General features: G+C 73.0%; 23 protein-coding genes. 14 read left to right on the plus strand and 9 right to left on the minus strand.

From position 1 onward, the window contains the following. The first annotated feature begins 438 nt into the window (after positions 1–438). The 6 genes from SAM23877_RS32435 to SAM23877_RS32460 all read left to right on the plus strand — a co-directional run bounded on the left by SAM23877_RS32435 (position 439) and on the right by SAM23877_RS32460 (position 6,302). Entirely contained in the window at positions 439–1,221 is a 783-nt protein-coding gene (locus tag SAM23877_RS32435; RefSeq protein WP_053140981.1) for an ABC transporter ATP-binding protein, read from the plus strand. Continuing rightward, positions 1,218–2,018, plus strand: coding sequence for an ABC transporter ATP-binding protein (locus SAM23877_RS32440; protein ID WP_053140983.1), 801 nt, complete (start codon positions 1,218–1,220; stop codon positions 2,016–2,018). Before SAM23877_RS32435 ends, SAM23877_RS32440 begins: the two co-directional genes overlap by 4 nt. Next, a complete protein-coding gene (locus SAM23877_RS32445) occupies positions 2,015–2,914 on the plus strand; it encodes a branched-chain amino acid ABC transporter permease (protein ID WP_053140985.1) in 900 nt (299 codons plus the stop codon). The genes SAM23877_RS32440 and SAM23877_RS32445 overlap by 4 nt, the downstream gene beginning before the upstream one ends. Further along, the gene (locus SAM23877_RS32450; protein WP_053140987.1) at positions 2,907–4,058 is read left to right on the plus strand and encodes a branched-chain amino acid ABC transporter permease; all 1,152 of its coding nucleotides are present in this window, start codon (positions 2,907–2,909) and stop codon (positions 4,056–4,058) included. The genes SAM23877_RS32445 and SAM23877_RS32450 overlap by 8 nt, the downstream gene beginning before the upstream one ends. Continuing rightward, on the plus strand, positions 4,055–5,335 hold the full coding sequence (locus SAM23877_RS32455) for an ABC transporter substrate-binding protein (RefSeq protein WP_053140990.1): 1,281 nt from the start codon (positions 4,055–4,057) through the stop codon (positions 5,333–5,335). Before SAM23877_RS32450 ends, SAM23877_RS32455 begins: the two co-directional genes overlap by 4 nt. Before the next feature lie 148 nt (positions 5,336–5,483). Then, positions 5,484–6,302 carry an SAM-dependent methyltransferase gene (locus SAM23877_RS32460; RefSeq protein ID WP_053140991.1) on the plus strand — a complete coding sequence of 273 codons (819 nt, stop codon included), beginning with the start codon at positions 5,484–5,486 and terminating at the stop codon, positions 6,300–6,302. Positions 6,303–6,393: 91 nt separating this feature from the next. On the opposite strand, the gene SAM23877_RS32465 is transcribed toward SAM23877_RS32460, so the two are convergent. Both SAM23877_RS32465 and SAM23877_RS32470 read right to left on the minus strand, forming a co-directional pair. Beyond that, positions 6,394–7,314: a helix-turn-helix domain-containing protein gene (locus tag SAM23877_RS32465; protein WP_053140994.1), complete on the minus strand. Its 921-nt coding sequence runs from the start codon at positions 7,312–7,314 to the stop codon at positions 6,394–6,396. 142 nt (positions 7,315–7,456) lie between these two features. Next, entirely contained in the window at positions 7,457–7,684 is a 228-nt protein-coding gene (locus tag SAM23877_RS32470) for a DUF397 domain-containing protein (RefSeq protein WP_053140996.1), read from the minus strand. A gap of 348 nt (positions 7,685–8,032) precedes the next feature. On the opposite strand from SAM23877_RS32470, the gene SAM23877_RS32475 reads away from it, so the two are divergent. The 4 genes from SAM23877_RS32475 (at position 8,033) to SAM23877_RS32490 (ending at position 11,404) form a co-directional block, all read left to right on the plus strand. Further along, positions 8,033–8,443: an ATP-binding protein gene (locus SAM23877_RS32475; protein WP_342342867.1), complete on the plus strand. Its 411-nt coding sequence runs from the start codon at positions 8,033–8,035 to the stop codon at positions 8,441–8,443. Positions 8,444–8,471: 28 nt separating this feature from the next. After that, the gene (locus SAM23877_RS32480; RefSeq protein WP_053141000.1) at positions 8,472–9,017 is read left to right on the plus strand and encodes a hypothetical protein; all 546 of its coding nucleotides are present in this window, start codon (positions 8,472–8,474) and stop codon (positions 9,015–9,017) included. A gap of 151 nt (positions 9,018–9,168) precedes the next feature. Continuing rightward, complete coding sequence (locus SAM23877_RS32485) at positions 9,169–10,938, plus strand: ABC transporter ATP-binding protein (protein ID WP_053141002.1); 1,770 nt, start codon at positions 9,169–9,171, stop codon at positions 10,936–10,938. A gap of 202 nt (positions 10,939–11,140) precedes the next feature. Continuing rightward, positions 11,141–11,404, plus strand: coding sequence for a DUF5133 domain-containing protein (locus SAM23877_RS32490; RefSeq protein WP_053141004.1), 264 nt, complete (start codon positions 11,141–11,143; stop codon positions 11,402–11,404). A 68-nt stretch (positions 11,405–11,472) separates the two neighbouring features. Here SAM23877_RS32490 and SAM23877_RS32495 read toward each other — a convergent pair whose 3' ends face one another. Beyond that, positions 11,473–12,441, minus strand: coding sequence for a GlxA family transcriptional regulator (locus SAM23877_RS32495; RefSeq protein ID WP_053143081.1), 969 nt, complete (start codon positions 12,439–12,441; stop codon positions 11,473–11,475). A gap of 255 nt (positions 12,442–12,696) precedes the next feature. Between SAM23877_RS32495 and SAM23877_RS32500 the strand changes: the two genes are divergently transcribed. Continuing rightward, entirely contained in the window at positions 12,697–13,188 is a 492-nt protein-coding gene (locus SAM23877_RS32500) for a hypothetical protein (RefSeq protein WP_053141006.1), read from the plus strand. A gap of 108 nt (positions 13,189–13,296) precedes the next feature. Continuing rightward, positions 13,297–13,512, plus strand: a complete 216-nt coding sequence (locus SAM23877_RS32505; protein ID WP_053141008.1) for a hypothetical protein — start codon at positions 13,297–13,299, stop codon at positions 13,510–13,512. A 19-nt stretch (positions 13,513–13,531) separates the two neighbouring features. Here SAM23877_RS32505 and tgmB read toward each other — a convergent pair whose 3' ends face one another. From tgmB to SAM23877_RS32520, 3 genes are all read right to left on the minus strand, one after another. After that, positions 13,532–14,518, minus strand: a complete 987-nt coding sequence (tgmB, locus tag SAM23877_RS32510; protein WP_053141010.1) for an ATP-grasp ribosomal peptide maturase — start codon at positions 14,516–14,518, stop codon at positions 13,532–13,534. A gap of 16 nt (positions 14,519–14,534) precedes the next feature. Then, complete coding sequence (gene tgmA / locus SAM23877_RS32515; protein WP_053141012.1) at positions 14,535–14,726, minus strand: putative ATP-grasp-modified RiPP; 192 nt, start codon at positions 14,724–14,726, stop codon at positions 14,535–14,537. A gap of 119 nt (positions 14,727–14,845) precedes the next feature. Further along, positions 14,846–15,169 (minus strand): YkvA family protein, encoded by a 324-nt coding sequence (locus SAM23877_RS32520; protein ID WP_053141014.1) that lies wholly within the window; start codon positions 15,167–15,169, stop codon positions 14,846–14,848. 206 nt (positions 15,170–15,375) lie between these two features. Here SAM23877_RS32520 and SAM23877_RS38205 point away from each other — a divergent pair, with 206 nt between their 5' ends. After that, a complete protein-coding gene (locus SAM23877_RS38205) occupies positions 15,376–16,926 on the plus strand; it encodes a hypothetical protein (protein ID WP_107408690.1) in 1,551 nt (516 codons plus the stop codon). 93 nt (positions 16,927–17,019) lie between these two features. On the opposite strand, the gene SAM23877_RS32530 is transcribed toward SAM23877_RS38205, so the two are convergent. The 3 genes from SAM23877_RS32530 to SAM23877_RS32540 are packed head-to-tail and all read right to left on the minus strand — an operon-like array spanning position 17,020 to position 20,727. Next, on the minus strand, positions 17,020–19,149 hold the full coding sequence (locus SAM23877_RS32530) for a xanthine dehydrogenase family protein molybdopterin-binding subunit (protein ID WP_053141016.1): 2,130 nt from the start codon (positions 19,147–19,149) through the stop codon (positions 17,020–17,022). Between the two features lie 25 nt (positions 19,150–19,174). Then, positions 19,175–20,167, minus strand: coding sequence for an FAD binding domain-containing protein (locus tag SAM23877_RS32535; RefSeq protein ID WP_053141018.1), 993 nt, complete (start codon positions 20,165–20,167; stop codon positions 19,175–19,177). After that, positions 20,164–20,727 carry a (2Fe-2S)-binding protein gene (locus tag SAM23877_RS32540; protein ID WP_053141020.1) on the minus strand — a complete coding sequence of 188 codons (564 nt, stop codon included), beginning with the start codon at positions 20,725–20,727 and terminating at the stop codon, positions 20,164–20,166. Before SAM23877_RS32540 ends, SAM23877_RS32535 begins: the two co-directional genes overlap by 4 nt. A 127-nt stretch (positions 20,728–20,854) precedes the next feature. On the opposite strand from SAM23877_RS32540, the gene SAM23877_RS32545 reads away from it, so the two are divergent. Next, entirely contained in the window at positions 20,855–21,535 is a 681-nt protein-coding gene (locus SAM23877_RS32545; RefSeq protein ID WP_053141022.1) for a maleylpyruvate isomerase N-terminal domain-containing protein, read from the plus strand. Positions 21,536–21,606: the final 71 nt, after the last annotated feature.

A 21,606-nucleotide genomic window follows, 5' to 3' on the forward strand; every position in this document is an offset into this window, starting at 1 on the left:
GACCCGGTGACACCACCCCCCAGGTCATCCCATCGACAGGGGGCAACAGTCATGCCGGGCCCGGAGGCCAGCGGCCCTCTTGCAGGACCGCGAAAAAGATAACGGGGCATGCGCCGTGGGCGGGGAGCGCGTGTCGGCGGCTTCGCGGGGCGGCCGACGGCACGGTGCCGCCCTCACGCATCACGCGCGGGTCCGTGGTTCCCTCTCGCCGGCCCCTGGGGCGCCCCGGTCAACGCGGCCCTCAGGCGCTCCGGCCCAGGCACCCCCCGCCGCCGCCCCCGGCGTCCGCGCTGGGCATCCGCACAGACTCTTCCGTCCGGGACTGGGACGCCGCAGCGACCCGGCCCGCAGCCCTGTACCGGCACCGGTGCGCGTGCTGTCGTGAGCTCCCCCTTACCCGTCACCGTGTCGTTCTCGGCACGGTCCCAAGGAGCCGCGATGCCCGCAGCACCACCGGACGGCGAGCCCGCGCTGCACGTCGAGAGCCTCGACGTGACGTACGGGCGCGCACTGTCCGCCCTCCGTTCCGTGTCCCTGACCGTCCCGCACGGCGGCGTCGTCGCGCTGCTCGGCGCCAACGGTGCCGGCAAGACGACGCTGCTGCGGGCCGTCTCGGGCACACTGCGCCTGCACCGCGGCGCGATCACGGCCGGCCGCGTCCGCTACGGCGACACGGCCCTCGACGGCCGGGACCCGGTCGCCGCCGTACGCGCCGGCGTCGTACAGGTGCCCGAGGGCAGGCGGGTGTTCGCCGGACTCACCGTCGACGAGAACCTGCGAGCCGGCGGGCTGGGCCTCAACCGCCGCGCCCCCGCCCAGGTCCGCGAGGCACGGGACCGCGTCTTCACCCTCTTCCCACGGCTCGCCGAACGCACCCGCCAGGCGGCCGGCCTGCTGTCCGGCGGCGAGCAGCAGATGCTGGCCATCGGCCGCGCCCTTATGGCCGCACCCCGTCTGCTCCTCCTCGACGAACCCTCCCTCGGGCTCGCCCCGCTGATGGTGGACCGGATCGCCGAGGTCGTCCGGGAGATCAACACCCAGGGCACCGCCGTACTCCTCGTCGAACAGAACGCCGGCATGGCGCTGTCCCTCGCGGAACACGCCTACGTCCTGGAGGTCGGGGAGATCGGCCTGTCCGGACCCGCCGACGAACTCGCGCGGACGGACGCCGTACGCCGCCTCTACCTGGGCGAGGCCGCCGACGGTCAGGGGGCCGCGTGACCACCCGTACCACCGCGCCGCCCGCGCTCGACGTCAAGAACGTGACCGTGCGCTTCGCCGGACTCGTCGCCCTCGACGACGTCTCCTTCACCGTCGCCCCGGGCACCCTGCACGCCGTCATCGGGCCCAACGGCGCCGGCAAGTCCACCTGCTTCAACGTCCTGTCGGGCCTGTACCGGCCCACCACCGGAACCGTCCGGCTGGGCGACGCCGAACTGACCCGTCTCGCGCCGCACCGGATCGCCGCGCTCGGTGTCGCCCGCACCTTCCAGAACATCGTCACCACCCAGGGCACCGTCGCCGACAACCTGATGCTCGGCCGCCACGCCCTGTCCCGGGCCGGATTCGCCGCCAGCGCCCTGCGTCTGCCGCGCGCCGTGCGCGAACAGCGCGAACACCTCGCCAAAGCCCGTGAGATCGCCGAACTCACCGGCCTGGGCGCCCATTTCGACGCACCCGTCGCCCTGCTGTCCTACGGCGACCGCAAGCGGGTCGAACTCGCCCGTGCCCTCTGTCTGGAGCCCCGTGTACTGCTGCTCGACGAACCCGTGGCTGGCATGAACGCCGCCGAACGCATCCGGATGACCGAGGTCGTCCGGGAGATCCGCGCCGAACTCGGCCTCTCCGTCGTGCTGGTCGAACACGACATGGGCCTGGTCATGCGCCTCGCCGACGAGGTCACCGTCCTCGACTTCGGCAAGGCCATCGCCCACGGCACTCCCGACCAGGTGCGGCGCGACCCCGAAGTCCTGCGCGCCTACCTCGGTACCGGCACCACCGGGGAGGACGCGGCATGACCGGCTTCCTCGACAACCTCCTCAACGGCCTCGCCCTGGGCTCGGTCTACGCCCTGATCGCCCTCGGCTTCGTCACCATCTTCAAGGCCTCCGGCGTGCTGAGCTTCCTCCACGGCTCGCTCCTGCTGCTCGGCGGCTACCTCGTCGCCGTCCTCCACGACGACATCGGCTTCGCCGGGGCCCTGGCCGTCGCCGTCCTGGTCACGGCCGCCGTCGCCGGTGCGCTGGACCGGCTGGTGCTCCAGCGCGTCGGCGGGACCGACCCGCACGCCGCCCATGTGCAGACCATCGTCACCATCGGCATCGACATCGTCCTGGTCACCGACCTCGCCCGGCGCATCGGCGGCGACCTGCTGCCACTCGGCGACCCCTGGGGCGACTCGGTGACCGACCTGGGCCCGGTGACCGTCGCCGACAGCCGCATCGCCGCGATCCTGGTGTCCGGCGTGGCCATCGCCGGCGCCTTCGCCCTCTTCCGGTTCACCCCCTGGGGCCTGTCGCTGCGCGCGGCGGCCGAGGACGGCGAGGCCGCGGCCCTCATGGGCGTACGGCTGACCCGCGTACGCACCGTCGCCTGGTGCCTGGCCGGCGGACTCGCCGCGCTCGCCGCGGTCTTCCTGGTCGCCTTCCCGGCACCCGGACTGGAGCGCACCACCGGGCAGATCGCCCTCAAGGCCTTCCCCGCGGCCATCCTCGGCGGCATGGCCTCACCGGTCGGCGCGCTGGTCGGCAGCATGCTGATCGGCCTCACCGAGGCCTTCGTCGCCGGTTACCAGTCCGACCTGCACGTCCTCGGCGAGGGCTTCGGGGACGTCGCCCCGTACGCCGTGATGGTGCTGGTCCTCCTGGTGCGCCCCGCGGGACTCTTCGCGGCGAAGGGAGCGGCTCGTGTCTGAGCTTCTCAAGGGGAGCGCCCTCCTCAAGCGCGGCGGACTCCTGCTGCTGCCCGCCCTCCTCCTGTGCGGCCTGCCCTTCTACCTCGACGCCTTCTGGCTGCGCATCGGCCTGTTCTCCATGGCCGCGGCCATCGGCGCCGTCGGTCTCAGCCTGCTCAGCGGCACCGCGGGCCAGCTCTCCCTCGGGCACGCCTTCTTCCTCGCCGTCGGCGCCTACGGCTACGTGTGGCTGGCGGGCGAGCCCGGCCCGGGGCTGCCGCCGGCTGTCGCCGCCGTCCTCGCCGTGCTCCTCGCCGGTGCGGCGGGCGGCCTGTTCAGCCCCGTCGCCGGCCGGGTCAAGGGCGTCTACCTCGGCGTGGCCACCCTCGCCCTGGTCTTCCTCGGCCACCACGTCCTGCTCACCGCGGACTCCGTCACCGGCGGCTTCAACGGGCGCTCGGTGCCGCCGCTGGAGATCGGCGGGTTCACCTTCGCCGAGACCGACCCGGAACTGACCGTCCTCGGCGTGCCGTTCGGCGCGGAGGAACGGCTCTGGTACCTGGGCCTCGCCCTCTTCGCCCTCACCTGGTTCACCGCGCGGGGACTGCTGCGCGGACGCCCCGGACGCGCCCTCGTGGCCCTGCGCGACAGCGAGACCGCGGCGTCCGTGATGGGGGTCCACGTGGCCAGGTACCGCTCGTCGGCCTTCGTCGTCTCCTCGATGTACGCGGGCCTCGCGGGCGTCCTGCTCGCGCTCTCCTTCCGCCGCGTGGTGCCCGACTACTTCTCCCTCCTGCTGTCCGTCGACTATCTCGCCATGATCGTCATCGGTGGCCTCGGCTCGGTGGCCGGCGCCACCGCGGGAGCCGTCTTCGTCACCGCGCTGCCGCTGCTGATGACGCGCTACGCCGACCAACTGCCGCTGGTGGCGACGCCGGGCTCCGGAGGCGGCTCGATCGGCCCGACCGAGGCCGCCCGCTACCTCTACGGCGCGGCCATCGTCGTCATCCTGCTGTACGCCCCCGACGGCCTGCACGGACTGGCCCGGCGCACGCGCGCCCGCCTGCGCCGCACACCGCCCGTGACCGACCCGCCCGGCGACGGGCCCTCGCCCCGACCCTCCACCGCCGCCACCACCGCACGAGCCAAGGAGCACACCCCGTGAACGTCACGCACCCCAGAGCCCGCACCACCCGGACCGCCGCACTGGCCGCGGCCTTGGCCGCCGTGCTGCTCGCGGGCACCGCATGCAGCTCCAAGGCGGACGGCGGAAGCACCGACGAAGCCGCCGACGGCGTCAAGGCCGGCCCCGGAGTCAGCGAGAAGGCCATCAAGCTGGGCGCGCTGACCGACCTCACGGGCCCCTACGCCACCCTCGGCAAGAGCATCGTCCAGGCGCAGCAGATGTGGGCCGACGAGACCAACGCCGCGGGCGGCATCTGCGGACGCAAGGTCGAGATCGTCGTCAAGGACCACGGCTACGACGTGCAGAAGGCCGTCACCGCCTACGCCGACATCTCCCCGGACGTCGTCGCGCTGCCCCAGGTCATCGGCTCGCCGGTGGTCGCCGCGCTGCTCGACGACATCGAGCGGGACAGCATGCTGACCTTCCCGCAGGCCTGGGCCGCCTCCCTGCTCGGCATGGACCCGGTCCAGGTCCTCGGCACCACCTACGACCTCGACATGATCGCCGCCGTCGACTTCCTGACCCGCACCAACAAGGTCGCCAAGGGCGACACGATCGGCCACGTGTACTTCGAGGGGGACTACGGCGCCAACGCGCTGGAGGGTTCCGAGTGGGCCGCCGAGGAGGCCGGGCTGAAGGTGGCCGGGCAGAAGATCAAGGCCACCGACACCGACCTGTCCGCACAGGTGTCGGCGCTGAGCAAGGCCGGGGTCAAGGCGATCCTGATCAGCGCGGGCCCCGCGCAGACCGCGTCCCTCGCCGGCGTGGCCGCCGCCCGCGGCCTGAAGGTGCCGATCGTCAGCAGCGCCCCCGGCTACTCCCCGCAGCTGATGAAGACCCCCGCGGCACCGGCGCTGGAGGCCATGGTCCACGTCGTCAGCGCCGCACCGGCGGTCAGCTCCGACCTGCCGGGCGTCAAGAAGATGGTCGCCTCCTACGGCAAGAAGTACCCCGGGGAGCCGGTCGACTCCGGTGTGCTCTCCGGGTACAACGCCGCCCAGCTCATGGGCGCGGACCTGAAGAAGGCCTGTGAGGGCGGCAGCCTGACCCGCGAGGACGTGGTGAAGGCGCACCGCTCGCAGAAGAACGCCGACACCGGCCTGGGCACGCCGCAGAACTTCACCAACGTGACCGAGCCGGCCAGCCGGTCCACCTACGTGCTGAAGCCCGACGCCAAGGCGGTCGGTGGCGTCGTCGGCGTGGAGGAGGCCCACAAGGCACCGGGCGTCGACGCGTACCTGGCCGCCCGCGGCTGACGGAGGTGAGTGGCCGTCAAGTCGTCTGCTGTGCAGTCCACTTGGCGGCCACTCGGTCCACGTGCTGGTTTCCCTGTCCGCCGGGTCCTTAAGATGTACTCTCTGTCATGCCAGTCCAGTTGGCGCCCGTACGGAAGCTGGGGGAACGATGCAGGCCGACAAGCAGCTGTCCACGGAGATCGACGCCAACGTGCCCACAGCCGCACGTATGTACGACTACTACCTGGGCGGCAAGGACAACTACGCGGCCGACCGGGCGGCGGTCGGGGAACTCGACAAGGTCGTCCCCAGTACCCGCCGGCTGGCGCTCAACAACCGGCGCTTCCTGCAGCGCGTGGTCAGGACCCTCGTAAAGGACTACGGCATCCGCCAGTTCCTGGACCACGGCTCCGGCCTTCCCACGCAGGACAACGTGCACCAGGTCGCCCAGCGCGTCGCCCCCGACTCCCGCGTCGTCTACGTCGACAACGACCCGATGGTGCTCGTCCACGGCCGGGCGCTGCTGGACCAGAACGACCGGACCGCCGTCATCCACGCCGACATGCGCTCGACGGACGAGATCTTCTCCCACCCCGACACCCAGCGCCTGATCGACTTCTCACAGCCGGTCGCCGTGCTGTTCAACTCCGTCTTCCACTGCATCCCGGACAGCGACACCGACGGTCCCACGGCGGTCATCAAGCGGGTCACCGAGCGACTGGTGCCCGGGAGCTACGCGGTGATGTGCCAGTTGGTCAGTGAGAAGGCCGAGGTGCGGGAGTTCGTCACCGACTTCATGAACCAGGCCACGCAGGGGCACTGGGGGCGGGTTCGCGAACCCAAGGACGTCGAGGCGTACTTCGAGGGCATGGACATCCTGGAGCCGGGCCTGGTGGAGGTCTCCACCTGGCGCCCGGACAACGAGGTGGTGCCGCGTCAGCTCACCGACGAGTGGATCGAGTTCGGCGGTCTGGGCCGTATCCGCTAGAGCGGAGAACGACCCGGAGACAGTGCTCGGGGCCGCGCGCGACGCGTGCGGCCCCTCGGTCATGCCCAGGCTCGTCGGCCCTGCCTCGACGTCACTTCTCCGGGTAGCGCAGCGCCATCGTCTCGCGCAGCAGCTCCCGTGACTCGCGCGGAGTCAGCGCCTCGTCGGCCAGGCGGTCCAGCGCGACCCGGTACTCCTCGGTCTCGTCGCGGTCCTCGAGGAAGTTGGCGCTCTTGATGTGCTCCAGGTACACCACGTCGGGCAGGTCGGCGCCGCCGAAGCGCAGATAGGTGACGGGGATCGCGGGCGCCGACGCGTTCGTCACGTCCAGCGGCACGATCTGCAGCGTCACATGGGGCTGCTCGGCCATCGTGACCAGGTGCGCGAGCTGCTCCCGCATGACGTCGCGGCTGCCCAGCACACGCAGCAGCACGGACTCGTCGATGATCGCCCACAGTTGCGGGGCGTCACCGCGCCGCAGCAACTCGGCGCGGCGCATGCGCAGTTCGACGCGCCGCCGGACCTCGCCCTCGGGCGCGTTCGGCAGCCCGCGCTCGACCACGGCCCGGGTGTAGCCCGCGGTCTGGAGCAGACCGGGGACGTACTGGATCTCGAAGGTACGGATGGTCGCCGCGGCCTCCTGGAGGCCCACGAGGCGGTCGAACCACTCGGGCATCAGGCGCTTGTCGTACCGCTGCCACCAGCCCGGTTCGCCGGCGCGCTGCAGCAGCTTGAGCAGGACCGAGGCCTCGTAGTCGTCGGTGCCGTACCGCTCCAGCAGCGCACGGACGTCGGTCTCCGTAGGGGGCCTGCGGCTCTTGCCCGACTCGATGCGGGAGAGCTTCGCCGCGCTGAACCCGAGGTCGCGTGCCGCCTGGTCCTGGGACAGACCGGCGTCCTCACGGAAACCCGCCAGCTGGACGCCGACCAGCATCTTCAGCAGAGTCGGGGCGGGCTCGACCCGGTCCAGATACGGTTCGAGTCGGGAGATGCGATGCGACGCGGCGGACATCCTGGCTCCCAGCAGACCGGCAGACTTGAGAACCCACACTATCTCATCCCGGTTGTGCCCGCCGCATCCGCCCGTGGAAAATGGGTAGTTGGCCTCCACTCGGCGGCCGGGGCCGCTCCCGCCCGGGGTGATCGCGTCCGCCTCACAGGAGGTGGTCGAACTCGCCCTCCTTCGCCCCGGCCAGGAAGGCGGCCACCTCTCCGGAGGTGTACACGAGTGCGGGGCCGTCCGGATCGCGGGAGTTGCGCATCGCGATGCCTCCGTCCACGAGGGCGACCTCGACGCAGTTGCCCTCGGCGTTGCTGTGCCGACTCTTCATCCAGCAGGCGTCCAACGAGCTGGCCTGCACTCCGTTGCGCACTGATGGCACCGCGATCTCCTTGCCGTTCGGGGGAGCGGACCGAGTCCCGTCGGCCCAAGTGCGCTCCCATCCGATTTTTTTCGCGCAATTTCTCGTGCAATTGCACGCGAGCGCTGTCAGCGTGGATAATAGCCGTGGCGTCAACCCCCCGGTCGGCGCCCTGTTCTGACGTCGCATCAGGGAGATGCCGTGTCGTCACCTGCGCATCCAACGCTCCGGTCGCCCGGCGAGTCCGTGCCGGAGGCGGGCGCGACGAGTGGGTTCGGCGGGCTTCCGCACGTGCCGCGGCCGGCCGCCGGGCGCGAGGAGTGGCCGTGCCCGGCTCCCCACCCGTCACGGCACGCGCAGGGTGGCGGCTTGGCTCCCGCGGTGCTGCGCATCGCGTGCAGCGCGGAGGGCTTCGCGCGGGCCCGGGTCTTCACCCGGGACACGTTGAACGGCTGGTCCCTGGGCCGGCACGCCGACGACGCCGTCCTGGTGATCACCGAACTCGCTTCCAACGCCGTGTCGCACGCCCTGCCGTCCGCGGCGGCCGGAGCTCCGGAGATCAGGCTGGGACTCGCCCCGCGGCCCAGCCACCTGATGCTCACCGTCTCCGACCCCGGGGACAACGCACCCGTCTTCGCCCCGTCCGGCGGCTCCGCACTCCAGGAGCACGGACGCGGCCTGTGCATCGTCGACGCCCTCGCCGAGGAGTGGGGCTGGACCCCGAGACCCCCGGCGGGCAAGACCGTCTGGGCCAAGCTGTCGACCCGCACCCTCACCTGACCCGACTGCCGCGGAAGGGCCCCACACCATGCGCAGCGCTCCGACACCCGAGCCGAGCACCCAGCGCACCGACCGTGCGAAGCAGCCGTCCGGATCGTCCCGGACCGCCCTCCTCGCCGGGTTGGACGGAGTGCCCTGGAGCGAGATCCAGGACTCCAGCGGTTCGGCCGCCGCCATTCCCCGGCTGTTGCGCAAGGTCGCCTCGGGGGACCCCGAGGCCGCCCGGACCGCCCTCGGCGATCTGCGGAAACGCATCTGCCAGTACGGCTTCGTCGTCGAGCAGGCGACCGCCGCCACGGTGCCCTTCCTGTGGGAACTGGCGCAGTGGCCCCAGGTGAACTGCCGGGCGCAGATCATCCAGCTGCTCAAGAACATCGCCGACGCCCGCCAGTGGGAGACCACCGCCACCGCCTATCCCAAACTGCTCAACCACCGTGAGAACCCCGTGGCCTGGGAGCGTGCGGCACGGCAGGCCGTCCGTGCCCGTCGGGGCGAGCTGGCGCGCCTGCTCGTCGAGGGCGACAGCGAGATCAAGCGGGCCACCACCGAACTGGCCCGCACCCTCGGAGACTGAGGCCCGCGCCCTCCACGGGGGAGACGGCGCGGGCCTCCCTCCCGGTGACGTCCCGGCCTGCGGAACGGTGTGGCGCCCGCGGTGCCGAACGGGTAGGAAAGCGCGAGGAGAAAGCGCTTGCCCCATTCGGTCACCAGGAGGACCCACGCCGATGGCGTCGCCGCCCGAAAAACCGCTCGACCACCGCTACCGGGGCGAACACCCGATACGCACGCTCGTCTACCTGTTCCGTGCCGACCGCCACCGCTTGGCCGGGGCGGTGGCGGTCTTCACCGTCAAGCACAGTCCCGTCTGGCTGTTGCCCCTGATCACCGCGTCCATCATCGACACCGTCGTCCAGCACGGCCCGATCGGCGACCTGTGGACCAGCACCGGGATCATCATGTTCATCCTGGTGGTCAACTACCCGCTGCACCTGCTCTACGTCCGTCTCCTGTACGGCAGCGTGCGCCGCATGGGCACCGCCCTGCGCTCCGCGCTGTGCACGCGGATGCAGCAGCTCTCCATCGGCTACCACTCGCGCGTCAGCGCCGGCGTCCTGCAGGCCAAGGTCGTGCGGGACGTGGAGACGGTGGAACAGATGGTGCAGCAGACCGCGGAGACGGGGCTGGGCGCGTTCACCGTGCTCACCGGCGGCCTGGTCATCATCGCCGTGCGCACACCCGAGTTCCTGCCCGTCTTCCTCGTCGTCGTCCCGGCCGCCTCCCTCCTCGTGGCCCGTCTCCGCGCCCGGCTGCGCTCCCACAACGAGCACTTCCGCCACGAGGTGGAGGCCCTGTCCTCCCGGGTCACGGAGATGACCCGGCTCATCCCGGTCACCCGTGCCCACGGCCTGGAGGGCAAGGCGCTGCGCCGCATGGACGGCACCCTGGAGCGCCTGCTGACCTCCGGGATGCGCCTCGACCTGGTCAACGGCCGTTTCGGCTCGCTGTCCTGGGTCGTGCTCAACGTCGTCGGCGTCCTGGTCCTCGCGGGTGCCGCGCTGATCTCGTACCACGGCGTCTGGGGCGTCACCGCCGGCGACGTCGTCATGCTCAGCGCCTTCCTGACCACCCTCACCAACTCCACGACAACGTTGGCAGGGCTGGCGCCCGTCATCACCAAGGGCCTGGAGTCCGTCCGCTCGGTCGGCGAGGTGCTCCAGGCGCCCGAACTGGAGGACAACGAGGGCAAGACGGAACTCACCTCGCTGCGCGGAGCCGTCACCTTCCAGGGGGTCGGGCACGTCTTCGAGACGGGCGGGCGGGCCGCGGTGAGCGACTTCACGCTGGCCGTGGAGCCCGGCGAGACCATAGCGCTCGTCGGCGCGTCCGGCGCGGGCAAGTCGACCGTGCTCAACCTGGTCATCGGCTTCCTGCGGCCGACCACGGGCCGACTGCTGCTCGACGGCACCGACATGAACACCCTGGACCTGCGGACCTACCGGCGGTTCGTCTCGGTGGTGCCGCAGGAGTCGATCCTGTTCGACGGCACGATCCGGGAGAACGTCGCCTACGGCATGGACGACGCCGACGAGGAGACGGTGCGCCGGGCCCTGCGGGACGCGAACGCGCTGGAGTTCGTCGACCGGCTGCCGCAGGGACTCGACACCCTGGTCGGAGAGCACGGCGCGCGGTTGTCCGGCGGACAGCGCCAGCGCCTGGCCATCGCCCGCGCCCTCATCCGGGACCCCAGGGTGCTGATCCTGGACGAGGCCACCTCGGCACTGGACACCCGTTCCGAGGCGCTGGTCCAGCAGGCGCTGGCCCGGTTGCTGCGCGGGCGCACCACGTTCGTGGTCGCGCACCGGCTGTCCACCGTACGGGGCGCGGACCGGATCGTGGTGATGGCCGACGGCCGGATCCGGGAGACCGGCACCCACGAGGAACTCCTGGGCAGGGGAGGGGCGTACACGGCCCTGCACAGCGGTCAGGTCGCCTGACCGCCCTCCGGTGTCCGGACCGGCCTTCCGGCCGGTGTCATGTCCGGCGTTCTGTCCGGTTTCCACCAGGCCGTCGACGGGTCGCGGTGAAGGCCGGACAGGAAGCGACTGGTTCTGGTCAATGGCGACCAGGTGCGCGCATGGTGTGAATGTTTCGGCCGGGTTCGGGCATACGCAGCGAAAATCGAGAGAGGGGCGCTTCGTGCTCGAACCGGACCCGAGGGTCGTCAGGGAGTTACTGACGCGGTACGCGTCGCTGCGGATCGCTCAGGCGGAGAGGGAGAGGCCGGCCGCGGCGCGCGAACTGGCGGACGTCAGCTACACCCTGTGCGTGATGATGGCGACGACCAGCATCCAGGACGCGGTGGCCAAGGCCGACGCACTGCTGCTCGCCAAGGGACGGACACCGGAGGTCGCCCGCGCGGCGGACCCGGACGGAGAGAGCGGCCTGTCGCTGGCCGTGTGACACCGCCGTACCTGGGGCTCGCCTCGGGGACCGGACCCTGAGCGCCGGTCCGGTCCGTGGGGCGGGCCCTACGCGCTGTCCGCGACGGCGGCCGGCTTCCCGTGGAACGCCGCGCGATAGGCGTACGGCGTCGTCCCGACGACCCGGCGGAACCGCTCCCGGAAGGCCGTGGGGGAGCCGAAGCCCGCCTGCCGCGCGATCCGTTCGATCGAGTGGTCGCCGTTCTCCAGCAGGTACTGGGCACGCCGCACCCGGGCTCGCAGCAGCCACTGCAACGGGGTCGTGCCCGTCTGCTCGCGGAACCGCCGGCTGAAGGTGCGCTCACTCAGGCCCGCGCGCGCCGCCATGGCCTTCAGGGTGACCTCCCCGGCCAGGTTGTCCTCGATCCAGCTCAGGAGGGGCTCCATCTCCGAGCCCCGCGGCACGGGTGGCTGTTCGTGCACGATGAACTGGGCCTGCCCGCCCTCCCGTTCCAGCGGCACGACGCACATCCGGGCGGCGTGCGCGGCGACGGCCGACCCCAGGTCCCGGCGGATCATGTGCAGGCACATGTCCAGCCCGGCGGCGGCGCCCGCCGAGGTGAGGATCTGCCCGTTGTCGACGTAGAGCACGTCCGGCAGCACCTCCACGCGCGGATGGCGGCGGGCCAGTTCGGCCGCGGCGATCCAGTGGGTGGTCGCCCGCAGACCGTCCAGCAGTCCCGCCTCGGCGAGGACGAACGCACCCACGCACACCGACGCGATCCGCGTGCCGGCGCCCGCCGCGCGGCGCAGCGCGTCGAGGACGGGTCCGGAGGGCGGCCCGGACTCCTCCGAGCGGCCCGGCACGATGATGGTGTCGGCGGTCTCCAGTGCCTCCAGGCCCAGGTCGACGCGGAGGGAGAGGCCCTCCGTGCGCACCTCGGGGGACTCGGCGCACAGCCGGACCCGGTAGGGGCGGCGCCCGTCGGGCAGCCGCGTCCAGTCGAAGGTCTGCATGGGTGCCGCCATGTCGAACGGCACCACGTCGTCGAGGACCAGGATCGCAACGGTGTGCATGTCCGACACCCTAGGCGGATTCCCGCCGGGTGCAGAAGCCCGTATCTGTCGCCTGTCCGCCGGGCACCTCCTGGTCAGGGCGTTGGCGAGAATCCGTTGGAAGCTGTCGTTTCAGCCGCTGTGCGATCATCCGCCGGCTTCCTAACGTGGCTCACGGCGGCGTCGCGCACCTCGGGGACCGGGGTACCGCGTCGCCGGCCGGCGCCTGCCGTCCGCGCAGGGAACCCACCGATCCAGCCCCCGGAGCCCCGACCGATGACCAAGATCCTGCTGTCCCTCCACGTCCTGGCCGCGATCATCGCCGTCGGGCCCGTCACCGTCGCGGCCAGCATGTTCCCTCCCGCGGTCCGGCGGGCGGCGGTGGCGCCGCCGCGTGGGGCCGGGGACGGGGGCGGGGGCGGCGACGCGGATGCGGGCACCGTGCGGCTGCTGCACCGGATCTGCCGCGTATACGCCGGTCTCGGCATCGCCGTGCCGGTCCTCGGCATCGCCACCGCGGCGGCGATGGGGGTGCTCACGGACGCGTGGCTCCTCATCTCCCTCGTCCTGACCGCCGCGGCCGCCGGCCTCCTGGTCGCCTTCGTCCTGCCCCGCCAGGAGGAACTCCTGGAGCAGCTCGCCGACCGGCAGCCCGTCGAGCGGGCCGGTACCGCCCGGCTCGCCATGTTCACCGGGCTGTTCAACCTGCTGTGGGCCACGGTGACGGTTCTCATGGTCGTCCGGCCCGGCTCCACGACCGGCGCCTGAGCCGCTGTCACCCCTTGGGGGGAATGCGCACGACCGGGTGGGCGGGCGCCTAGACTGCTCAGTCGCGCCTCCGTACGGAGGCGGACGACACGAAAGGCACGTTGACGGGTGTTCCAGGATTCCCCCATCTACGACCGACTCGTCGCCGAATGCGGTGACGTCCCCGCGCAGGTGCGCCGGGAAGCCGAGCGCGTGAGCAGGGAGCTGGAGGTTGTCATGCGCCCGTTGCACTCACCCGGCCACCTGCCCGGCCCCGAACGGCAGGCGTCCCCGGGCGCCGGCTGGCAGCGCACCGCCCTGCTGCCCGGCCCGCGCCCGCACTGACGGACGAGCGCGTGGACCCTCACCCGAAGACCGTCGCGCCCGGGCCACCCGTGTCCACCGGGTCCCGCGACGCGGGGCGGGCCAGCCAGTCGGCGATGGCGCGGGCGATCGGCTGACCCGTGTCCACCTCGACGAAGCCGAACTGCCCCGACTGATTGCACTCCAGGAACCACCAGGTCCCGTCGCCGTCCTCGGCGAAGTCGAGGGCACCGTAGGAGAGTCCCGCCTCCCTGAGGTAGGCGCGGACCGCCTCGGCCACGCGCGGCGGCACCTCGGCCGGGCGCCACGGCTCGAGGGACGCCGTGAAACGGACGTCCACCTCCTCCGGGTCCCGGCCCGCGAGGTGCGTCTTCCGGGCGGCCAGCAACACGTCGCCGACGGCGGTGAGCCGGATGTCGGCACGCTTGGCCACCCGGCGCTGGAGCAACGTCGGGCCGAGCGCGACGGCGGAGAAGTCGGCCTCGGGCGGGACCCGGCTGGTCGGTACGGCGCGGGGCGGGTCCTGCGGATGGGCGCCGGAGACGGGCTTGACCACCAGGTCCGGGTAGCGCTCGGCGAACTCCCGTGCGGCCCGCGGGAAGGTCGTGATCAGCGTCGCCGGCACCGGCATGCCGCAGCGCTGCGCCAGACGCAGCTGCCAGGGCTTGTACCGGGCCCGGTGGGCCGCGTCCGGCTGGTTCATCCAGCGCGCCCCGCAGTCCCGGAGCATCCCGTAGAGCGCCTGCCCCGCCTCCTCCGTCAGCCACGCGGAGGGCTCCGCGGCCCGGGTGGCGGCGCCGCCCGGCCGGCGCACCCAGACGGACCGCAGCCCGCCGATGCTCACCAGCCGGCCCCCCGAGGACAGGTGACCCCGGAAGGACCCGTGCGCGAACTCACCGGACAGCGCCACGGAGCCCGTCAGGTCGGCGGGGTCCAGGCGGACCACCGGCACTCCCGACGCGTTGAGGTGCACGACCACCATGTCCGCGGTGACGTCCTCTTCACTGGTCAGGATCAACACGGTCATCCTCGACGGCCCGTGTTCAGTCGTCGAAGTGAGTCTTCGACCCCGCGGTGGAGGTCGTGGTCCCCAGCTCTCTGAGCAGCGCGTGGTCACAGGCGGCCGCCCGCCCGTCCAGGAGCACGTTCAACTGCAGCCCGGAGTCGTAGACGTACGGAGTGGTGGCTTCCAACTCCACTGCGGGCCGTGCGTAGTTGAGCGCGAACGGTTGCATCGTCTCTCCCTAGTCGGTGCTGCGCCGATCAGGCGACGACCTCTGCGCGCCGTCCCCTGGTCCGCCGACTGCCTTCGGCTTCCAGAGACTTATACGAGTCGAACGGGTGATTGGTTTCCTTACGCAGCGTAGTCATGGGGCGGAGTCGTCCCCCGCCGCCGGTCCGTGGCCCCCCGCCGTCCGCCGAGGGAACCGCGCGCGGAGCGCAGGGCGAGCAGCAGTACGCCGATGTCGTCCAGGTAGACCGGATCGGGCACCAGGTCCGTCGGAAGCACCAAGTAGAGGACGGCGCCCCAGAAGACCCACCGCGGGCCGGTGGGAAGCCCGGCCCGCCTGAGTTCGCGTCGGGTGCGCACCAGCCGCACCAGAACGCCGACCGCCGCCGCGAGCACGATCACCGCCAGCAGCACCGCCGCGGTGATCACCACTGTGGTCGTATCCACCCCGCCCCTCCTTCTGGTGCGCGGCACGCGCCCTGTCCCACGGATTCCCGCTCCCGGCGGCGACAAGTCCCCGGGAGCGGGTCCCTCATCCTGGTGGCCCACTCCGGTGGCGGACGGCCGGGGACGTGCCTAGTAATGGTCAGCACAGAGCGCGTGTCGCATGTCGGGGACGCAGGGCGGCCGCACCCCCACCACACGGAGAGATCATGACTACCGGCTCTTCATCACCCCGTTCGCCCGAGTACGCCATATCCGCCGTGGACCTGCCCACCGGGGAGACGACCATGGCCACCGGCACGCACTCACTGCGCCCGGCGGACGCGCCGGCCGACGCGGACCCGGCAGCCACCCACGCCTCGCCCGCCCGGTCACCCGTCTCCTACGCCCCCGTTCCGCCCGACCTCCTTCCGCACACCCCCGTGTCACACGGCCCCCGCTCCCAGGACCCCGTCTTCCGGGACCCCGCGTCGAGGGGGGCCGCCACGGAACCGGCGCCCCACGAGCCCGCTCCCCGGGACGGCGTGTCCCTGCCGCGGGACCCTTCGGCCGAGGAGCCGTTCCCCCTCGACCCCGCCGACCACGAGGGCCTGGAGCAGGAGTTCGGCGACCCCGTGGGTGACCTGGTGCGGGCCGCCGTGGCCGACCGGCCGCTGGAGGAGGTCGTCGACCTGATCACGATGCTGGAACAGTCCCCCCGCTACGCGCAGGCCACGATCGACGCGCTGCGGGCGGTCGGTGTGAACCGTTCCGTCGAGGACGTGACCCGGCTGGTCGGCCTGCTGACCCGGCCGCCGCGTGACCCGGACTGCGCGGACGAGGCGATCCGGGCCGCGGCCGAGTGCCGCTCGGTGGAGGACGTGACCCGGCTGATGGAGATGCTGCACCGCACGCCCCTGGAACCGCACTGCGGACAGGAGGCCGTGCGGGCCGCCGCCACCGGCCGGCCCGTGGAGGAACTGGTCCAGCTGATCGGACAGTTGGCCGAGGACGGGCGGGTGCGCCCCGAGCGCCCCGAGGCCCGGCATCTGCGAGCGGCTCTGGACGGGGTCGGACAGGACGACGGACCGGAGCCCCCCGCCCGCACGGCGGGACCGGCCGGCGCCTTCACCGCCGGCCGCCGCGGCCGGGAACGCCGAAAGGGACCCCGTCCGGCCCGTCGCGGACGCGACCGCGAGGAGCGCCGAGCACCGCGCGAGGACGACCGCGAGCGGGAGGGCGCACCGCACGAAGGCGCCCGCGAGCGGGGACACGGACCGCACGAAGGCGGCCGTGAGCGGGAACGCGCACCGCGCGAGCGCGACCGTGAGCGGGACCGTGCCGCGCGCCGGTCCGCCCGGGGACCGGCCTGGCCGGCCTGGCTCACCGTGGCCGTCCTCGCCGGGTGCGGCGTGGCCTACTTCCCGCTGCACCGGAACGACGCCTCCGTCCGTGCCTACGCCGTCGCTCTCGGACTGTCGGCGCTCTGTCTGGTGCTGGCCCTGCTGCTGACCGTCCGGCCCGCCGTACCGCTGCTCGCCGCGGCGGTCGTGGCACCGGCGGCACTGGCCGTGGCCAAGCTGTACGGCGGTGCGACGCCCTCGGCTCGGGTCGCGAACGTCGTCGACCTCACTGTGGCGCCGGCCTGGATCGCCGTCCCCGTCGCCGTACTGGCGTCCCTCGTCGCGCTGACGGCGCTCTGCGCACGGGTGGCCTCCCAGGCGCCCGCCAGGGTCCGGTCGGCTTCCCGGGTGGCCGGCGCGAGCCGGGCCGCGGACTGACCGTCCGCCTCCGCACACCCCGAGGCCCGCGCCGGTACGCCCGGCGCGGGCCTCGTGCACCCCCATCCGCTCGCTTCCCGCCCCGGTCCGCGCTCAGGTGCCCAGCATGCCCGCGGGGTGCTCGTGGTCGAGCAGGCCGGTGAGCACCCGGTCCGGAGTGAGCGGGAGTTCGCGGAAGCGGATGCCCGTCGCGTGGTGCACGGCGTTGCCGACCGCGGCCGCCGAGCCGACGATGCCGATCTCGCCGATCCCCTTGCTGCCCATGGGGTTGAGGCGGGTGTCGTCCTCGTCGATCCAGTGCGCCTCCAGGGCGGCGACGTCCGCGTGCGCGGGCACGTGGTAGGAGGCCAGGTCGGACTCGGTGAAGTCGCCGAACGCCGGGTCCATCGTGCTGTGTTCGGTCAGCGCCATGCCCAGGCCCATCGTCATGCCCCCGATGAACTGGGAACGCGCGGTGCGGGCGTTGAGGATGTGCCCCGCGGCGAAGACGCCCAGCATGCGCGTCACCCGTACCTCACCGGTGACCGTGTCGACGGTGACCTCGGCGAAGTGCGCGCCGAACGCGTGCCGTGCGAAGGGGCTCTCGGCGTCGGCGGTGCCCGAGGTGTCGGCGTCGGCCGTGATCCCCTCGTCGGGCAGTGGCCCCGTGTGCTCGGCCAGGCGGTCGGTCAGCCGGACGCACGCCTCGTGCACGGCCCAGCCCCAGGAGGCGGTGCCGGAGGACCCGCCGGCCATGGGCGCGAAACCGATGTCGCTGTCGGCGATGTCGATCCGGACCCGGTCCAGCGGGACACCGAGGGCGTCGGCCGCGATCTGCGCACAGACCGTACGGGCGCCCGTACCGATGTCGGTGGCGTTGACGCGGACCCGGAAACCGCCGTCGGGCAGGGCGCGCGCACTGGCGGCGCACGGCGACACCAGCACCGGGTACGTGGCCGCGGCCACCCCGCTGCCCACCAGCAGCGGCCCGGCGGCGCGGGACCGGGGACGCGGATCGCGTGCCTCCCACCCGAATCGGCGGGCGCCCTCGCGCAGGCACTCCACCAGATTCCTGCTGCTGAAGGGCTTGCCGCTGTCGGGCTCGGTCTCCGGCTCGTTGCGGATCCGCAGCTCCACCGGGTCGATGTCGAGTGCGCAGGCGAGTTCGTCCACCGCCGACTCGAGCGCGTACATGCCCGGGCACTCGCCCGGGGCGCGCATCCAGGACGGGGTGGGCACGTCCAGCCGGGCCACCCGGTGGAGCGTGCGGAGCGCGGGAGCGGCGTACATGACGCGCGCGGGGACCGCCGCCTGCTCCACGAACTCCTTCACCCGGGAGGTGTAGGTCGTCACTTCGTGGGCGAGGGAGGTGAACCGCCCGTCGGAGTCGGCGCCCAGGCGCAGCCGGTGCAGGGTCGGCGCGCGGTGGCCGACGACGGCGGACAGGAGGCGGCGCGGGAGCGCGACCGTGACCGGCCGGCCGGTCACGCGGGCCGCCATCGCGGCCAGGACCACGTCGGGACGCGGAGTGCCCTTCGATCCGAAGCCGCCGCCGACGTGCTCGGCGAGGACCGTGATCCGGTCCTCGGGCAGCTCGAACATCCTGGCGAGTTCCGTGCGCACGGCGCTGGTCCCCTGGCTGGACGAGTGGACCGTCAGCCGGTCGCCGTCCCACTGTGCCGTGCTGGTGTGCGGTTCCATCGGGTGGTTGTGCAGCGGCGGCACCCGGTACGCGACGTCCAGCCGGGTGGCCGACGAGGCGAAGGCCTCGTCCGGGTCGCCGTGTTCCGTGACGGCCGGGAACCCGCCGTTGGCCGACTCGGGAACATACGCCTCCGGATGCGCGGCGGTGAGCGTCACGTCGTGGCCCTCCGCCTCGTAGGTGATCCGGACGGCGGCGGCCCCGGCCCGGGCCGCCTCCAGGGTCTCGGCCACCACCAGGCCCACGAACCAGCCCCGGTGCGGGACCCGCGGGCTCTGCAGCACGGCCAGGACCGGGTCCTCCGGTTCCGCGAGCCGGGGCGCGTTCTCGTGCGTGAGCACCGCGAGTACGCCGGGCAGGGCGAGTGCGGGGGCGGCGTCGACGCCGGTCACCCGGCCCCGCGCCACCTCCGCCGGCACGGGCCAGGCCTGGGCGCGGCCGGGTGCGGTGTACTCGGCCGCGTACCGGGCGGTGCCGGTGACCTTCTCCCGCCCTTCCCTCCGCTCGACTGGAGCGCCCAGGACGGTGTCGGTGCCGGTCATGGAGTCCTCCTCGTGGACGCCGGGTTCAGGTCGTGGCGGGCGGAGCGAGCCGGCCCAGTACGTCCAGGGCGAGCCGGCGGGCCAGCGGCACCTTGTAGGCGTTGTCCCGCAGCGGCTCGGCGGCGGCCAGCTCCAGATCGACGGCGTGCTCGAACGCCGCCGTCGTGGGCGCCGCGCCCAGCAGCGCGTCCTCGGCCCGCCGGGCGCGCCAGGGCCGGTGCGCCAGCGCCCCGAAGGCGATGCCGACCCGGTCCACCACCCCGTCCGCCGTGTGCAGGACGACGGCGACGGAGGCCAGCGCGAAGGCGTACGACGCCCGGTCGCGGGCCTTGCGGTACGCCGAGGGCAGCCCGGCGGTACCGGCCGGCAGGACCACGCCGGTGATCAGCTCACCGGGGTGGATCTCGGTGTCCCGCTCCGGGTGCGAGCCCGGCAACCGGTGGAAGTCGGCGGCGGGCACGCTCCGTGCGCCCTCGGGGCCGTGGAGCTCCACGCGTGCGTCGAGGGCGGCGAGCGCCACCGCCATGTCCGAGGGGTGCGTGGCCACGCACTGCTCGGAGTGTCCGAGCACCGCGTGGTCGCGGTGCACGCCCTCCAGCGCGCCGCAGCCCGTGCCGGGCTCCCGTTTGTTGCACGGCTTGGACAGATCCTGGAAGTAGGGGCAGCGGGTGCGCTGGAGCAGGTTGCCGCCCGTGGTGGCGGCGTTGCGGAGCTGTCCGGAGGCGCCCGCCAGCAGGGCCTGCGAGAGGGCGGGGTAGCGGTCGCGGACGGCGGGGTGGGCCGCGAGGTCGCTGTTGCGGACCGTCGCGCCGACGCGCAGCGAGCCGTCGGGCAGTTCCTCCACCGCGTCCAGCGGCAGCCGGGTGACGTCCACGAGGGCGGCGGGCGTCTCGACGCCCAGCTTCATCAGATCGACGAGGTTGGTGCCGCCGCCGAGGTAGCGCGCGCCGGGATGGGCGGCGAAGGCGTCGGTGGCCTCCTCGACGCTGCCGGCCCGTACGTAGGCGAAGGGCTTCACGGGATCACGTCCTCGACCGCGTCCGCGATGCGGGGATACGCGCCGCACCGGCACAGGTTGCCGCTCAGCCGCTCCCGGATCTCGTCCCGGTCCAGCGGGACGGGTTCTCCGGAGGGCGCCCGCGGATCGGTGACGTGGGAGGGGTGCCCGGCCGCGGCCTCGGCGAGCACGCCGACCGCCGAACAGATCTGGCCCGGTGTGCAGTACCCGCACTGGAAGGCGTCGCGCTCCAGGAAGGCGCGCTGCACCGGATGGAGCTCCTCCCCGTCCCCGGCGAGGCCTTCGACGGTGGTGATCTCGCAGCCCTCCAGGGTGACGGCGAGCAGCAGGCAGCTGTTGACGCGCCGCCCGTCCACGAGGACCGTGCAGGCGCCGCACTGCCCGTGGTCGCAGCCCTTCTTGGCGCCCGCCAGCCCGAGATCCTCCCGCAGCAGGTCCAGCAGGACCCGGCGGTGGTCGACGGTGAGGGTGTGCGGTTTGCCGTTGACGCGGAGCGTGGCCTGCGATGGGGACGACTGCGGTGGCGAGGCGTGGGCGGTGCCCTCGTACTGGCTGTCCATGGTGTCGATGACCTTCCGGGGCGGGCCGTGCTGCTGTGCCGTCCGCGTATCCAGGTCGCGCCCGCTGACACGTGAGGGTGCCCTCAGTCGGCGGCGCTTTGCTGCCGGATCGCCCTAGGGTGATGCCATGACCACGACACCGAAGGACCGTCCGGCTCACGTCGTGCGCGACTCCTACGACGCCCTGGCGGCCGTCGTCGGCCCGCTCGGGGAGGAGGAGTCGTGGCTGCCGACCGACTGCACCGGATGGGCGGTCCGCGATCTGGTGTTCCACCTCCTCGCGGACGCCCAACGCGCCCTGGTGGCCCTGAACACCCCCGCGGCGGGACCGTCCGACCGCGACGCCGTCACCTACTGGCGGGACTGGACGCCCGATCCCGTCGGCGCGGCCCACGGACGGCGCTGGAACCGGGTCGCGGCGAGCATGTTCCCCGACTTCCGTGAGCTGAGGGAGCAGTACCTGGAGACGGCGGCGGCGACCGTGGCCGCCGCGGCGGCCACGGAGCCCGGGCGCCGGGTGAGCACCCAGGGCCACGTCCTGACCGCCGGTGACCTCATGACGACCCTGGGTGTCGAGGCGACCGTCCACCACCTCGACCTGACCGTCGCGCTGCCCACCGCGCCGGGACCGTCAACGGCCGGGCTGACGGCGGTCCGCGCCACCCTCGACGGTCTCCTGGGCCGCCCGGTGCCGCTGGCCTGGGACGACGAGCACTACGCTCGCGCGGCCACCGGCCGCGTCCCGCTCACGGACACCGAACGGGACGCCCTCGGGCCCGACGCGGACCGCCTCCCGCTCTTCAGCTGACGGGTGCCGCGGCCGCACCGGGGCCCCGGCGGCCCGTCCGCCGGGCGACGACGGCGATGCCGTCGACGTCG

Source organism: Streptomyces ambofaciens ATCC 23877 (assembly GCF_001267885.1).
GTDB classification, from domain to species: Bacteria; Actinomycetota; Actinomycetes; order Streptomycetales; family Streptomycetaceae; genus Streptomyces; species Streptomyces ambofaciens.